Genomic DNA, 15468 nt, shown 5'->3' on the forward strand with positions numbered 1-15468 from the left:
GCTTTACCTTAAAAAGCAACATCAACGCAATAAAGAGACGATGAACTGGGTAGACTTTTCCATACTGGGTATCATTGCGGTATCTACCTTAATAAGCCTTATTAGAGGGTTTGTTAAAGAAGCCATTTCGTTAGTGGTGTGGTTTGCTGCACTCTTTATTTCAAGCAATTTCTACGCTGACCTCGCCGTTTATTTTACAGCCATTGACGAACCTTATTTGAAAAATGGCGCTGCAATCGCTGCGCTATTTATTACAACGCTCATCCTGGGCGGAATGATCAATTACGTTATAAGCCAGTTGGTACAGGCAACGGGGTTGTCTGGTACAGACAGGGCCCTTGGTATAGTTTTTGGTGCTCTGCGTGGCGTGCTGATAGTTAGCGCATTGCTCTTTTTTATGGATACCTTCACCGGCGCTGCATCTTCTAATTGGTGGCAAGCATCGGTGCTCATTCCAGAGTTTGGTGTCATCATTGAGTGGTTTTTCAGCTATGTGAAAGACTCCTCCAGTTTCTTAAATCCCGCTTGAAATAGGTAACGCACATGTGTGGTATAGTCGGAATAGTTGGTAAAACGCCCGTAGCTCAGTCACTGTACGACGGTCTAACGGTTATTCAACACCGTGGACAGGATGCCGCAGGCATAATGACTATCGACCAAAATATGTTTAATTTGCGTAAGGCAAATGGCTTGGTTCGAGATGTTTTCCATACGCGTCATATGAAAAGATTGTCTGGCAACATGGGTATTGGTCATGTTCGCTATCCAACGGCGGGTACGTCAAGCTCTGCAGAGGCACAGCCATTTTACGTAAACTCACCATTTGGTATTGCCTTCGCTCACAACGGTAACTTAACCAACGCTCATGAGCTACAAGAAGAAGTGTTCCGCATAGCACGCCGTCACATCAATACCACGTCAGATTCCGAGCTACTGCTTAACATTCTTGCTCATGAACTTCAGCAGGTTGCAGGTCTAAGCGTAAGCGCCGAACACATTTTTGAAGTGGTAACTAAAGTTCATAAAAAAATACGCGGTGCTTATGCTGTAGTTGCAGCCATTATCGGTCAGGGTATTGTGGCTTTTCGTGACCCCCACGGTATTCGTCCGCTTGCGCTTGGTAAGCGTATGAGCGAACTAGGTGAAGAGTGGATGGTAGCGTCGGAAAGCGTTGCACTTGATGCTGTAGGCTTCCAATTTGTTCGCGATGTAATGCCAGGTGAAGCGGTATTTATTACCGAAGAAGGTCAACTACATACCAGATTGTGTGCAGAGAACCCAGTAACGTCACCATGCATCTTCGAGTTTGTTTATTTTGCTCGCCCAGATAGCTTTATTGACGGTATTTCTGTTTACGCATCCCGTGTAAACATGGGGCGTAAGCTTGGTGAAAAGATTAAGCGTGAATGGGCAGACCTCGATATCGATGTGGTTATTCCTATTCCTGAAACGTCGATGGATGTAGCGCTGCAAATCGCTAACACACTTGAACTGCCTTATCGTCAGGGTTTCGTTAAAAACCGCTATATCGGCAGAACTTTCATTATGCCTGGCCAAACCATGCGTAAGAAGTCAGTGCGTCGTAAACTAAACGCCATCTCTTCTGAGTTTAAAGGCAAGAGTGTATTGCTTGTAGATGACTCTATTGTGCGCGGTACTACATCGGGTCAGATTATCGAAATGGCCAGAGAGTCTGGTGCAAAGAAAGTGTACTTTGCGTCGGCGGCACCAGAAATTCGCTTCCCGAATGTATACGGTATTGATATGCCTTCTGCAAATGAGTTAATTGCATACGGACGAGAAATAGATCAAATTGCAGAGCTTATTCAAGCAGACGGTCTTATTTTCCAAGATATTTCTGATTTGGTTGAAGCCGTTCGCGAAGAGAATGATACGATTCAGCGTTTCGAAACATCAGTATTTGACGGTAACTATATCACTGCCGATATTAACCAGGAGTATCTTGAGCGCATCGATATGTCGCGGGGTGAGGCAGCAAGAAAAGCACCTGTGGTGCAAGCTGAACTGAGTAACCTTGATGTGCACAATATTGACGCTGCTGATTAGCAACTTTGAGATAAGTTAATAGTTAACGATAAAAGCCGCTTTTAAAGCGGCTTTTTCATTATTCTTTTTGTGAATAGTTGCAAGCGTTAGTGAACAAACACTGGCCCGCCAGTTAATCCCCACATTAACACCGAACCAGTCATTAGAATAACCAATAAAACCAGCCCGCATGTCACTACCGAACTGGAATAAATGAAGCCTTTGTCTTCTGGCATATGCATCAAAATAGGTACGCCGGAATAGAGTAGGTAAACCGAGTAGCTAATACCCACTAGCAGTGCTGTCATCACTACCCATAGTTCAGGATAAAGACCGGCAAAGCCGACCATGAACAATGGTGTGGCAGTATAAGCCGCCAGTTCTAGTGACTGGGTATACGTTGGCGTAGCATCGAAGGCCTTAGCCAATTCATGAATTAACACTGCCAGCGCTACCACACCAGCAATTAAACCAAAGTACATGCCTATACCCATCATAATGGCGGTATTTTCGCTTAGTCGTATTATGTCTCCAGCACCAATACTCCACCCTGTATGAGCACTGGAGTAATAGGCTACAAGGGAAGGGATAAGTGCAATAAAAGCAATATGGGTAAGCGCGTAAAAATAGGTTTCGTGTTTGGTATCAATGGTTTGCCACTCTTCTCTTGGATGAGTGTAAATACCGATTAGATGATTCAAAATCATAGAGTCCTGCCTTATTCACCAACGTTATTATTTTAAAGAATATTGTTGCGAGGCAGGGTAAACACACGGACAAACCGTAAAATCAGGAGAACAAGAACACAACGCAAAGCGCCAAACACTGCCATTAACAATATGTTTACAATCTGAGTGTGCAGCACAAATGCAAAGCCGTCAATATAAATTGATTAATTTATAGACGGCTATAGGCTGCTAGGTTAATTGAGGAGCGCCGGAGTGAAAGCGCAGTTCCTTATCGTCACTTTCAATTAGCGACTTTTCAACGCTTCCAAAGTGAGTAACCCGTTCTGAAATATCGGTTTTGGCAATTTGCTCAGCAAGGGTGAGGTAATCTTCAAAGTGTCTGGCTTCTGAGCGTAACAGTGACACATAGAATTTGCCTAAATCTTCACTAACATAAGGGGCTAGCTTCGCAAAACGCTCACACGAGCGGGCTTCAATGTAAGCACCACAAATGAGCTTATCAACCAGCTTTTCAGGCTCGTAGGTGCGTACGTGACGTAGCAAACCATTGGCGTAACGACTTGATGTCACCGACTTATATTCAAAGCCTAACTCGTGCATAATTTCGAGTACTTGATAAAAATGGTGAAGCTCTTCTTTAATAAGCATGACCATCTTATCTAACATGTCTTTTTTAAACGGATCCAAACCTTCAACATTAAACACGTTTTTAGACAAGTGCTTAGTATTAAGCGATTGCCAATCGCCCTCATGGCGGTAGGTGAAGTCTTCATAGGGCTTCAGCCAGCTAAGTAAAACCTTGCTGGTTTCCGCATCGGCAACATAGCGGCGAAGCAAGTACATTGCAGATTGCGCGGCTTTAAGCTCGCATATTAAGTGATCAGTAAGAATAACCCGGAGGTTTTCTTCTTTCTGCGCTTCGTCAATCCACGACTGTGGCGTCTCGCAATGTAAAAAATCATTGACGGGGGACAGTAAAGACGTGACTTCAGAAGAAGATATTACAGACATGTTGAAACTCAATTTTAAGTGCTACAAATTTTCAGTTACATTTGAATTTGTCATACTTTCAACGTTAGTGTCGGCAACGCAGTTGCCTGCGATCAAAACTGAGGCTATCCAAATTCGATGCTTCTGAGCTGAGCGCTGATTTTACTTGATACCCATAAGCCGTTACAACTTAAAATCGAGGCCAATAAATTACAAAATGAATTACCTTGCTCATCTTTTTTTAGCGCGTCCTACTGCCGACTCCCATTTTGGTAATTTACTTGGCGATTTCAGGCGTGGTGTTGATGTAAACACATATGGAAAAGCAGTGCAGTTGGGGCTTAAAAACCACTACGAAGTAGATAAATTCACCGACAGTCACGACAGTGTTTTGGCCGCAAAAAAACTATTTGATAAGAGTCGCAGGCGGTTTGCGCCTGTGGCGCTAGATATCTACTTCGACCACTTGCTTATAAAACATTGGTCGACGTTTACATCACAAAGCTTTAGTGACTTTCGAGAGCAAAGCTTCTCTTTGCTTGAGCAGAGATTACCAACTATGCCAAGGGCAATGCAGCACAGCGTAGGGCACATGATTACCCACGATTGGTTTGCTGATTATGCAAAAGAAGAGGGCATTGCCAAGGCCATTTCTGTCGTTGCTAAACGAATTCGGTTCACGAACACTTTTCATCGCGCGGTAGATGATATTAGTGCGAATAAAAAGGAAATAGAGGCGAGATTTCTTGCATTTTTCCCGGACCTCATCGGCCATATAAAAGACAGGGGCCTTGAAAATATCAATAACGGTTAAAACCGCCTTAACAGAAACGTATCGAAGAAATTGGTAGTTCTATCGTTGATTGCTAAGCTCACCTATTAACAGCGATATAGTCTTAATATGGTGCATTATGCCCGGTATGGAAAACAGGTTAGCTTGCACTCAACAAATACAAAACCAAAATCTAACGACATACAAAAGACGAAAAAATGAAAAATAATCTCACATCAAATAGAAATACGAGAGACCTGTTATTTAGTCAGGTTAACTCCAAACACAAATCACAGATTCACCATTTACTAGCACGTACTAAGAAAACTCACCGTCCATTAGCATGGCTTACAACGGTAATGATTGCTTTTTTCGGTTTGATAGCCAGTGCTTCAGCCCAAGAAGAAAGCGCATCTGCACATGCTCGCGCGATTAAAATTGATAGTAGTGTAGTAACGGAGCATGAAACCAAAATTCTTGGTAAGCGCATAAAGTATAGTGCAACGACGGGTACACAGCCTGTTTGGAATAGTAAAGACGAAGCGGTTGCCACTTTGTTTTATACGTACTACCAGCGAACCGACGTAAAAGAAAATACCAAGCGCCCGCTTATCATCTCTTTCAACGGTGGCCCGGGCTCAGCGTCAGTATGGATGCATGTAGCATACACAGGCCCGCGTATTCTTAATATTGATGACGAAGGTTACCCTGTTCAGCCCTATGGCGTTCAAACCAACCCTTATTCTATTTTGGATGTCGCTGATATTGTATTTGTTAACCCAGTGAACACTGGTTACAGCCGAGTACTGCCGAAAGCTGACGGCAGCATGCCCTCGCAGGATGAACAAAAGAAGATGTTCTTTGGCGTTAACGCCGATATTAGCTATTTAGCAGACTGGGTGAATACCTTTGTAACACGCAATAATCGCTGGCGCTCTCCTAAATACCTCATTGGCGAAAGTTACGGTACAACACGGGTTTCAGGCCTAGCATTAGAACTTCAAAATCGCCAATGGATGTATTTAAACGGCGTCGTTTTGGTGTCACCAACAGATATTGGCATTGAGCGCAATGGACCAGTAAAAGCCGCTAATCGGCTGCCTTATTTTGCCGCCGCAGCCTGGTATCACAATAAGCTTGAACCAGAACTGCAAAATAAAGACCTAACTGAACTCTTACCCGAAGTCGAAGATTTCACTATCAACACGCTTATTCCAGCACTTGCTAAAGGTGGCTTTATTAGTGATACAGAAAAGCGTGATGTACTAAAACAAATGGCGCGTTATTCTGGCTTAACTGAAGCGTCTATTGCGCAAAATAACCTAGACGTAAGCACAGCTTTCTTCTGGAAAGATTTATTACGAGATGAAGGGAAGACCTTAGGCCGTTTGGATAGTCGCTATTTGGGTATAGATGCTAAGCAAAGTGGCGATCGCCCTGACTATTGGGCTGAACTTACCTCATGGCTTCACTCCTTCACGCCTGCTATCAATTACTATTTGCGTGAAGAGTTAAACTACAAAACCGATATTAAGTACAACATGTTCGGAAACGTGCACCCATGGGATAGAAGTAACAATCAAACGGGGCAGAATTTACGATTAGCCATGGCGCAAAATCCATATTTGAATGTAATGATTCAAGCGGGTTATTACGATGGTGCAACGAATTACTTCGATGCCAAATATACCATGTGGCAGCTTGATCAAAGTGGCACCTTAAAAGACCGTTTAAGCTTTAAAGGGTATCGCAGCGGGCACATGATGTACCTGCGTCGCGATGACTTGAACCAATCAAACCAAGACTTACGCGAGTTTATAGAAGCAAGCACGCCACGCAAAGGTGCGCCTGCAATGTATAAGCGGTAGTACGACTCGAAGGTAGGACAAGGATGTCAGTTTCTTTTACATATGATTTACTTAATAAATCGCAGTTGTTTTATATTGCTGAATTTTAACGATAAAACTATTTGGTCTGGAATTTGCTAACGTTTTGCTGACATATAAAAAATTTCATTAACAATAATTACAAGGACGTGCCCGTGAGTAAACCTTCGCGTTTTAAACTATCTCTGCTTGCAAGTGCTGCGCTAGCATTTTCAATCTCAAGTACCACTGCCAATGCTTCTGTACTCCTCTCCGGTTGGGAAGGCTCTACGGAGAGTCGATATGGCAATTTAGCGATGAATAGTAATGATGATGGTTCTTCAGGCCCTATCGTATTCAACACATTCGAAGCGCTCGGTTTTGATAACGGCGTAAATTTTTTTGGTACTTCATACGATAGATTTTTCATCAACAATAACGGAAACATTACTTTCAATGGTCCTGTAGGTACGTTTACTCCAGATGCTTTTCCCAATAATGAACAACCAATGATCGCACCGTTTTGGGGGGATGTTGACACTCGTTGTGGTGATTGCGGTGGGGTATTCATTGGCTCGCCGAACGAAGACACGCTAGTAGTGACATGGAATGATGTTGGCTATTACGACCAAAATAGTAACCCTACCAATACGTTTCAATTAGTGTTGATTGATAGAGAAGACACTGGTGCTGGCAATTTCGATGTTGAGTTTAGATATGAAGATATCGGCTGGACTTCAGGTGAAGCATCGAGCGGTGTTCCTGCTCAAGCGGGATATGACGCAGGTGATGGCGAAAACTTTTTCACAGTACCTGGTTCTCAGACTGCAGCTATTGCTGACATAGACGAAAGTAACAGCAATACGGGCACGCCTGGTATTTGGAAATTTGCTATTCGTGATGGTGTGTTACCGGGTGAGAATCCAGAAAACCCTATATTGCCAATTGTTAATCCAGAAACACCAACTGACTATGAATTTGAATTTTCTATTGATGATCCAGACGAACTTGTTTTTATCGATCCGGATGTGGCAGTAGGCTATGACTACATTGTGAATAGTGGCCCGAATATCGCTTCGGTTCTTTTGCCAGAAGGTTATGATGACAACCTGTTTGATCTATTCCTTTGGGATGATGGCCTTATGGATTGGTTAGACACAGGCACAGATATTGCTGGAGGTGTAGAATACGACTTCACTTCACCTGTAGATCGCTTCAGAATTATGGGGATTGACGTTTCGAATATGCTTGAACCTACGCCAGATGCGTTTGTAACTGGCTTAACGTTCGATGGTTCAGGTGTGATTAATATGAACCAAAATGCAGTTACTGTATTCGTACCAGACCCGACCCAAGTTCCTGCGCCTAGTACCTTGTTCCTTATGCTAGGTGCGCTATTCAGCACTTTCCTATTAAGAAAGCGTAAATAGTAAAAATAAGTACAATAAGGGGAGCATAAGCTCCCCATTTTCGTTAAGAGGTAGAAGTGAAATATTTAGTATTAGTTAGTTTGATACTCGCATCGTTTTCTTCATGGGCTGTAACAACGAGTAATTATGAAAGTTGGAGTTTACTGTGCAATGATTCTTCAGTGTGCACGCTTAGCCAACTTGTTGCCAAAGATAAAAAAGCAACTAAGGTGTTGTTGGGCGTTAACGTTGATTATTCTTATTCAAAGAATTTTCCCGTTTTAATAATAAAGCTACCTAAAAATACGCTTACTAAAAATGGGGTCGGAGTAAAAATAGATGATTTTGCTCCATTACAAGTACCCTTTTCCGGGTGTGATGAAAAGACTTGCCAGAGTATAATTAAAATAGATAGTGAGCTTTTAGACCAAATGAATAACGGTAGAACCATGCTAGTCGCATTTCAAAAGTCTGAGAACCAACAAGTTACCCTACCCATATCATTAGCTGGCTTTGACGAAGCATACAAACAGCTTACTTCAAGAGTTAAACAATAAGTTTAACGTATCATGATTAAGCTAAGTTTTGGTATGTACGCCTGCTTTTTCGAGCTGTGTTAAACACTCGGCACAGCGCACTTTTAGCATATCTCTTAATAGCCTAACCGCTGGTGTAATAGACTGGCGGCTTGGGCAAATAAGCCAAAGTTGCGTGGGCTTCGGTTGGTAATCTGGCAACAAGGTAACAAGCCGGCCATTTATAATGTCGTCACAACAGTCTAGACTCGATTTAACGGCTACGCCTTTGCCTGCTACCGCCCATCTTCTAACCATTTCACCGTCGTTTGCTGTCCTGTTGCCCTGCATTATTACCTTTATCGGTTTATCGCCTTGTACGAATTCCCATTGGTTATACACTTTATCGTGCAGCTGATAAAAAAGGCCGTTGTGACTTTGCAGGTCTTCGAAGTTTTTAGGTGCACCATAAGAGCTAATATAAGACGGAGAGGCAACAAGTAAGCGCGGTACATCACATATCTTAAACCCGTAAACGCTCGCATCGTCAGGCGAGCCATAACGTAGAGCTAAGTCTATTGGGTCGCGATAGAAGTCGATATTACTGTCATTTAAATTAAGCTTAACGCTTATTTTTTCATGCTCTTCCATAAAGTCGTCAAGCCAAGGGGCAATCACATTGCGCCCCAGATCAGACGATAAACCAAGCCTTAGTTCACCTTCAATAACGCCGGTATCACCCTTTAAGGTCTGTTTAGCAGTGGCCAGCATCGACATGGCTTGTTCACACGTTGGAAGGAAACGTTCACCTGCAGAAGAAAGCCTAAGCGAACGGGTAGTGCGAACAAACAGTTCCGCGCCAAGTGCTTGCTCTACGCGTTTAACCGCAGCACTTGCCGTTGCGGTTCGCATATTCAAATGTGTTGCTGCAGCGGTAATGTTTCTAAATTCGGCTACTTTTATTACAACATTTAAGTCATCGAGTAACATGATTTTCAAAAACCATTTGATAATGTTTCTTATATTGTGCTGTTTATACAAATTTAATCAAGGGTATGATGGATATATTACTTAAAGGAGAAACGAATGATGAAAGCTATTGGCTATACCCGCTCGCTCGATATAAATGAACCTGATGTATTAATGGACTTAGAAGTCGATAAACCTAGTGCTTCAGGTCGAGACTTGCTTGTAAAAATAAGTGCGATAGCGGTAAACCCTGTTGATTATAAAATTAGGCAGCGCGTAAACCCAGAGGGCGGAGAGCCCAAGATACTAGGCTGGGATGCAGTAGGTGAGGTAGTTGATATTGGCGCTGATGTTTCTGAATTTTCAGTAGGCGATAGGGTTTACTATGCTGGCGATCTCACCCGAGCTGGTTCAAACGCAGAATTTCAACTGGTCGACGAACGTATTGTCGGAAAAGCACCTAAGTCTTTATCTGACAGTGACGCAGCAGCACTTCCGCTTACAACAATTACTGCTTATGAATTATTGTTTGACCATCTCGCCCTTAAGCAGCAGAGAGAAAAAAGCGACGAAGTGGTACTTGTTGTAGGCGCAGCAGGAGGCGTGGGCTCTATCATGCTTCAGCTTCTCAAAGCGCTAACGGGGGCGACAGTTATTGCTACCGCATCCCGTGAAAGCTCTAAAAAGTGGGTACAGGAATTAGGTGCCGACCATGTAGTTGACCACAGTAAACCTCTGGCTGAGCAAATTAAAGCATTAGAAATAGGTGAAGTGACACACGTTGCAAGTTTGAATAATACCCATCAATACATCGATACTTATGTAGAGGTGATGAAACCCAAAGGTAAGCTTGCATTAATTGACGACCCAGAAAGTTTGGATGTAGCAAAGCTTAAACAAAAGAGCCTGTCGCTTCATTGGGAATTTATGTTTACCCGTTCTATGTTCGAAACCGATGATATGGCAGAGCAAAGTCGTCTACTTTCACACGTAGCAGCGCTTATCGACGAGGGTAAAGTTAAGACTACGGTAGGTAAGCATTTGGGTAAAATTGATGCTTCAAATCTTATACAAGCCCATAGGATACTTGAAGAGGGAAGCGCAATCGGCAAGCTTGTATTAGAGGGTTTTTAGTCTCTGGCTTATATTTGCTCCCTTTGTTGATTCGCTATTTATCAATGCTAAATAAAAGCGAATTTGACACTTTGGCTCAGGGGAGATGAGTACCCTGGGCCTTACCCCTAATCATGTAAAACTTTCTAGCCTCTTTGTAAAAGTGACGACCCAAATAGAATTGAATTGATTAAAGTATTGAAATTATTGATTTTATTCCATGGAATCTAACTTGCTGTATAAGTGACGCATAGCATTAAAAGTAATGTGAAATGTGTTCAATCTTAAATGACAAGGAAAAATCATGGCTGAATCATTCAAATATGAAGGAAACAAGGGAAAAGGCGGCGAATTACACCAAAAGGCAGGAGATGGTTATCCGACTATGACGACAGCTCAAGGCTGTCCTGTACATGACGACCAGAACTCTTTAAAAGCTGGCGTACGCGGACCAACAGCGTTAGAAGACCACGTAATGCGTGAGAAGATCTTTCATTTCGACCACGAGCGCATTCCAGAGAGGGTAGTCCATGCAAGAGGTTATGGCGCCCACGGTTACTTTGAAACATATGAGTCTCTTTCCGATATAACTTGCGCGGAAATTTTTCAAGAGAAAGGCAAAAAGACTCCGGTATTCACTAGATTCTCTACCGTAGCGGGTAACCAAGGTTCTCCAGATTTAGCGCGAGATGTACGTGGTTTTGCCGTTAAATTTTACACCCAAGAGGGCAATTGGGATTTAGTTGGCAATAATATTCCTGTTTTCTTCATCCAAGATGCTATCAAGTTTCCAGATCTAATTCACTCGGCTAAACAAGAGCCTGATCGAGGTTTTCCACAAGCGCAAACCGCGCATGATAACTTTTGGGACTTCACCAGTTTAAGCCCAGAGTCTGTTCACATGCTTATGTGGGCGATGTCAGATCGTGCTATTCCCCGTTCATTCCGTTTTATGGAAGGTTTTGGTGTTCATACTTTCAAGCTGATAAATGCTAAAGGAGAAATGAAGTATGTGAAGTTTCATTGGAAACCGAAACAGGGCATGCAGTCAGTCGTTTGGAATGAAGCACTGAAAATTAACGGTGCTGATCCAGATTTTCACCGACGAGATCTGTGGAACTCTATTCTTGCTGGTGATTTCCCAGAATGGGAATTAGGTATGCAGATATTCGATCAAGAGTTTGCCGATAATTTTGAATTTGACGTGCTAGATGCAACAAAGCTTATCCCAGAAGAACAAGTACCCGTTAAGATTGTAGGCAAAATGGTACTTAATAAAGTGGTAGATAACTTCTTCGCTGAAACTGAGCAAGTTGCATTTTGTACACAAAATATTGTGCCCGGTATTGATTTTACCAACGATCCATTACTACAGGGGCGTAACTTCTCTTATTTAGATACGCAGCTAAAACGATTAGGTAGTACCAATTTCACTCACCTACCCATTAATGCTCCTAAATGCCCGATGCGTCACTTTCAGCAAGACGGCCACATGGCGATGCATAATCCGAAAGGGCGCGCCAATTACGAACCGAATTCTTGGGAAGCTGATGAAGATAACCCGCGCGCGTGTCCTGCCCATGGATTCCAGTCACATAATGAAGAGGTTTCTGGTGAAAAAGTTAGACACCGCTCAGAAACTTTCGCTGACCATTATAGTCAGGCACGTCAGTTTTATATCAGCCAAACTGAAACCGAGAAAGAACATATTCGCGATGCATTCGCTTTTGAGCTATCCAAAGTAGAGCGTTTGGCCATCCGTGAAAGAGTTGTCTCACATCTGCTAAATGTTGATAAGGATTTAGCTGAAGCGGTTGCTGAAGCGCTAGGCTTTAGCGAAATGCCTGAGCCGGCAGAGGCTGCAATGGAGACTAGACAAGATCTAGTTGAATCGGATGCGTTAAGTATTCTTAAAAATGCGCCAGATACGTTTAAGGGAAGAAAGCTCGGTATACTGGTAAGTGATGACCTTGACGGTGAATTACTTAGTAACGTAAAAACTGCTTTAGATAACGAAGGCGCGATGTACGAGATTGTTGCACCGCAAATTGGTGGTGTTACTTGTGATAAGGGCAATTCAGTAGATGCGCAGCAGAAGGTCGATGGCGGACCGTCGGTATTGTACGATGCAGTGCTGTTATTGATGTCTAAGTCTGGAGCTGAAAAGTTAGCGGGCAAGCCTGAAGCAAAAGACTTTGTATCAGATGCGTTTGCTCACAATAAGTTTATTGGTTACACAGATGCTGCTATGCCGCTTATTCAGGCAGTTGGCTTAGATAGCATGATGGACGAAGGTTTTGTTGACCTTAAACAAAAGTCAGCAGACGAATTTATTAAAACATTACGTGGTATTCGTTATTGGGCGAGATCGTAACTCAACCTTTGCTTTTTTTTTCAGGTAATAGAAGGGCGCTCTTTTGAGCGTCCTTTTTTATGGCCTTAACTTTTATGCTCAGTGAATCTGTACTTATTTTTCAACGGTACGAATGTTTTACTGACAACGTTATCTTAAAACAGTTTAACTGCTTTCTAAATTAGAGGGTTAGTAATTAAATTTTAATATATTCGTTATATTACAATGCTTTATGGGTTTATGCGCACTTTTGGGAGAAGTGAATTAATCCTTTATACGTTGTCCCTTCGGCATGGGTCATGCACCTATAAGTATGTGTGTTTTCATTAAGGAGGAATAAATATGTCAAAGCAAGACCAATACACAATGACCGACCCTCGTACTCAATATGATAACGGTGGGACCCATTATAACGATGACCAACCTGACCCAGCATTAGATAAAAAGTTAGACCCTTCAGCTGATCATGGTGAAGATACTTATCGAGGAAGTGATAGATTAAGAGGTCGAAAGGCACTCGTTACGGGCGGAGACTCTGGCATTGGTAGAGCAGTCGCTATCGCCTATGCGCGAGAAGGGGCTGATGTTGTCATCAACTACCTTCCCTCTGAGCAGGAAGATGGAGAAAAAACTGTTGCCATTTTAGAGGAGGCAGGTGTAAAAGCGAAGGGCATAGCCGGAGACATCAAAGACGAAGACTTCTGCGTTTCCCTTGTAGAAGAGGCGAACGCCTTTTTAGACGGTCTCGATATTCTCGTAAATAATGCTGGCAAGCAGAAATTTGTAGAAAATATTGAGGATATCACTACCGAGCAGTTTAGAACGACGTTCGAAACCAACGTTTTCGCCATGTTTTGGATTACTAAAGCGGCGGCTAAATATATGCCGCCAGGTGGTAGCATTATCAATTCTACATCTATTCAGTGCTATCAGCCTTCACCCGGACTACTCGATTATTCTTCAACTAAAGGTGCCATTACTTCGTTTACCAAATCGTGCGCCAAAATGTTGATAGAAAAAGGGATCAGGGTGAATGGCGTGGCCCCTGGACCCATTTGGACGCCAATACAACAGAGTGGGGGGCAAGCACCGGGTAAGCTTCCTGATTTTGGTGAAGATACGCCTCTAGGCCGTGCAGGGCAGCCTGCTGAACTTGCTCCAGCGTATGTGTATTTAGCATCTCAAGAATCTAGCTATGTCACTGCCGAAATATTAGGGGTAACAGGCGGTAAACACCTTCCATAACATTATTTTAAACAGGATTTTTATTTGCAAAAGGGATGTTGTAAATTGAGAGGGGCGTAGAATAACGCCCCTTTTTTTTAAAATTATCAGCTGCACCTAGCGCTAAAAAGCGCGTTCGCAGGTGCATTGCAATTACAATCTTTCAGCAGCGTCAGAGAACCATTGCTTATGACGCTTCTCATCTGCCCAGTGCCTTTCTATCGTAGCACGCTCCTGTGGTGTAAAACCGTCATGGTCTACGGCTTTTTCATACGCTTTAGTTGTGACCTCTTCATTAACAACCATCGCTTTAAGAATCGCTTTATCGTTGATAAGCCCTGCAATGACAACTTTTCCCTTCGTCAGTACTTTTTTGAAATCGGCTTCGGTAATTCTATCCTCACTCCGTTGGACTAGCATTTGGTTTAGCGATTCGATATGCGCTTGGTGGTCGTCTCGAAACGTCGCTATTGTCTCCTTGAGACTCGGCTCTTCTATACGTTCTAGTGTTGCCTCGTAGGCAGCAAGAGCATCAAAGTCTAATTGGCATAGTTCCGATATCACTTTTGCAGTAGATGACATAGTTCTCTCCTTAAAATGTCGGTTAGAATTATTTGTACCGACATATCGTGATAGAAGATTAACTATATTTCATTATTTTTTGCCAACGGTCATTGTGAGTTTAGTTAGCCTTTTGAAGCGCGCTTATAATTTCTTGGGGCTCAGCGCGCGTTCTATAATCTACATCAACGTAGCGCCAAACAACTGTTCCACTTTTATTTAAAACAAATGTTGCAGGTATGGGAAGAATATTGCTATTGCCATCATTAATCGCTTCTAAATCGAGCTGGCGGTCGTTACGCATATGCTCAAGTAAAAACTCAGGTACTTCCCAGGCCACGCCATAGGTAGCGGCAACTTTTGCGCCCTGATCTGATACGACAGTAAAAGGTAACTGCTTGATCTGCTCCGCACTTAAACTGCTGTCTGGGCTTTCTGGACTAATGGCGACAAGTTGTGCACCTAATGCCTTAATTTCATCATTGATTTTTTGCAATGCGTTTAGCTGTAGGTTGCAATATGGGCACCAACTGCCTCGATAGAACGTAAGTACTACAGCGCCTTTATGTAGTGCCTCGGATAGCTGAAATGACGTTCCCGTTGCAGAAGGAAGTTTGAAATCTGGCGCGGTGCTATCTACATCAAGCGCTTTTTCGCCTTTCTGGAATGTGCGGGCCTTTTCAATCTCCCTATCAACACCTTCCATAAATGCAGGGTTGTTTTTTCGTCCAGCGTCTACTTTTTCTTGAGTTTGAGCTTTAAGAGATGACATAGAGTATCTGACCTTATTATATTGTATTAGCTACTATGAGATAGTGCTTATGAATTAACTAAACGTTTGATAGTAGACAGGTAATACCCTTATTTGTTCCTCGTTACTATAGTGTCGCAGTGCTTTTGCGATAAATGCACGAGCAAGCTCGGTTGTTAACATGAGAAGTCATCAACTTTTAAAAGAAAAT

General features: G+C 42.8%; 14 protein-coding genes. 9 read left to right on the forward strand and 5 right to left on the reverse strand.

Going from position 1 to position 15468, the window contains the following annotated elements:
* Nucleotides 1–40 precede the first annotated feature (40 nt).
* Together D1814_RS15160 and purF are read left to right on the forward strand one after the other, a co-directional pair.
* On the forward strand, nucleotides 41–529 hold the full coding sequence (locus D1814_RS15160) for a CvpA family protein (protein WP_118493766.1): 489 nt from the start codon (nucleotides 41–43) through the stop codon (nucleotides 527–529).
* Nucleotides 530–543: 14 nt separating this feature from the next.
* Nucleotides 544–2067, forward strand: coding sequence for an amidophosphoribosyltransferase (gene purF / locus D1814_RS15165; RefSeq protein ID WP_118493769.1), 1524 nt, complete (start codon nucleotides 544–546; stop codon nucleotides 2065–2067).
* An 86-nt stretch (nucleotides 2068–2153) separates the two neighbouring features.
* Here the strand turns inward: purF and D1814_RS15170 are convergent, their stop codons facing one another.
* Nucleotides 2154–2753, reverse strand: a complete 600-nt coding sequence (locus D1814_RS15170) for a Yip1 family protein (protein WP_118493772.1) — start codon at nucleotides 2751–2753, stop codon at nucleotides 2154–2156.
* A 210-nt stretch (nucleotides 2754–2963) separates the two neighbouring features.
* Nucleotides 2964–3746 (reverse strand): tRNA isopentenyl-2-thiomethyl-A-37 hydroxylase MiaE, encoded by a 783-nt coding sequence (miaE, locus tag D1814_RS15175; protein ID WP_118493775.1) that lies wholly within the window; start codon nucleotides 3744–3746, stop codon nucleotides 2964–2966.
* A 196-nt stretch (nucleotides 3747–3942) separates the two neighbouring features.
* Here miaE and D1814_RS15180 point away from each other — a divergent pair, with 196 nt between their 5' ends.
* From D1814_RS15180 to D1814_RS15195, 4 genes are all read left to right on the forward strand, one after another.
* Complete coding sequence (locus D1814_RS15180) at nucleotides 3943–4539, forward strand: acyl carrier protein phosphodiesterase (RefSeq protein ID WP_118493778.1); 597 nt, start codon at nucleotides 3943–3945, stop codon at nucleotides 4537–4539.
* 317 nt (nucleotides 4540–4856) lie between these two features.
* Nucleotides 4857–6365 carry a S10 family peptidase gene (locus D1814_RS15185; RefSeq protein ID WP_162889864.1) on the forward strand — a complete coding sequence of 503 codons (1509 nt, stop codon included), beginning with the start codon at nucleotides 4857–4859 and terminating at the stop codon, nucleotides 6363–6365.
* Nucleotides 6366–6538: 173 nt separating this feature from the next.
* Entirely contained in the window at nucleotides 6539–7792 is a 1254-nt protein-coding gene (locus D1814_RS15190) for a nidogen-like domain-containing protein (RefSeq protein ID WP_118493784.1), read from the forward strand.
* Nucleotides 7793–7848: 56 nt separating this feature from the next.
* Entirely contained in the window at nucleotides 7849–8328 is a 480-nt protein-coding gene (locus tag D1814_RS15195) for an invasion associated locus B family protein (protein WP_118493787.1), read from the forward strand.
* Between the two features lie 21 nt (nucleotides 8329–8349).
* Here D1814_RS15195 and D1814_RS15200 read toward each other — a convergent pair whose 3' ends face one another.
* Complete coding sequence (locus D1814_RS15200; protein WP_183037607.1) at nucleotides 8350–9276, reverse strand: LysR family transcriptional regulator; 927 nt, start codon at nucleotides 9274–9276, stop codon at nucleotides 8350–8352.
* Between the two features lie 99 nt (nucleotides 9277–9375).
* On the opposite strand from D1814_RS15200, the gene D1814_RS15205 reads away from it, so the two are divergent.
* The 3 genes from D1814_RS15205 to D1814_RS15215 all read left to right on the forward strand — a co-directional run bounded on the left by D1814_RS15205 (nucleotide 9376) and on the right by D1814_RS15215 (nucleotide 13966).
* Nucleotides 9376–10389, forward strand: a complete 1014-nt coding sequence (locus D1814_RS15205) for a zinc-binding alcohol dehydrogenase family protein (protein WP_118495406.1) — start codon at nucleotides 9376–9378, stop codon at nucleotides 10387–10389.
* A gap of 283 nt (nucleotides 10390–10672) precedes the next feature.
* Nucleotides 10673–12742, forward strand: coding sequence for a catalase (locus D1814_RS15210; RefSeq protein ID WP_118493794.1), 2070 nt, complete (start codon nucleotides 10673–10675; stop codon nucleotides 12740–12742).
* Nucleotides 12743–13063: 321 nt separating this feature from the next.
* Nucleotides 13064–13966 carry an SDR family oxidoreductase gene (locus tag D1814_RS15215; protein WP_118493797.1) on the forward strand — a complete coding sequence of 301 codons (903 nt, stop codon included), beginning with the start codon at nucleotides 13064–13066 and terminating at the stop codon, nucleotides 13964–13966.
* A 132-nt stretch (nucleotides 13967–14098) separates the two neighbouring features.
* On the opposite strand, the gene D1814_RS15220 is transcribed toward D1814_RS15215, so the two are convergent.
* The gene (locus tag D1814_RS15220; RefSeq protein WP_118493800.1) at nucleotides 14099–14527 is read right to left on the reverse strand and encodes a ferritin-like domain-containing protein; all 429 of its coding nucleotides are present in this window, start codon (nucleotides 14525–14527) and stop codon (nucleotides 14099–14101) included.
* Between the two features lie 100 nt (nucleotides 14528–14627).
* The gene (locus tag D1814_RS15225; protein ID WP_118493803.1) at nucleotides 14628–15278 is read right to left on the reverse strand and encodes a peroxiredoxin-like family protein; all 651 of its coding nucleotides are present in this window, start codon (nucleotides 15276–15278) and stop codon (nucleotides 14628–14630) included.
* Nucleotides 15279–15468: the final 190 nt, after the last annotated feature.

This window comes from Alteromonas sp. BL110 (assembly GCF_003443615.1).
Classification (GTDB): Bacteria; Pseudomonadota; Gammaproteobacteria; order Enterobacterales; family Alteromonadaceae; genus Alteromonas.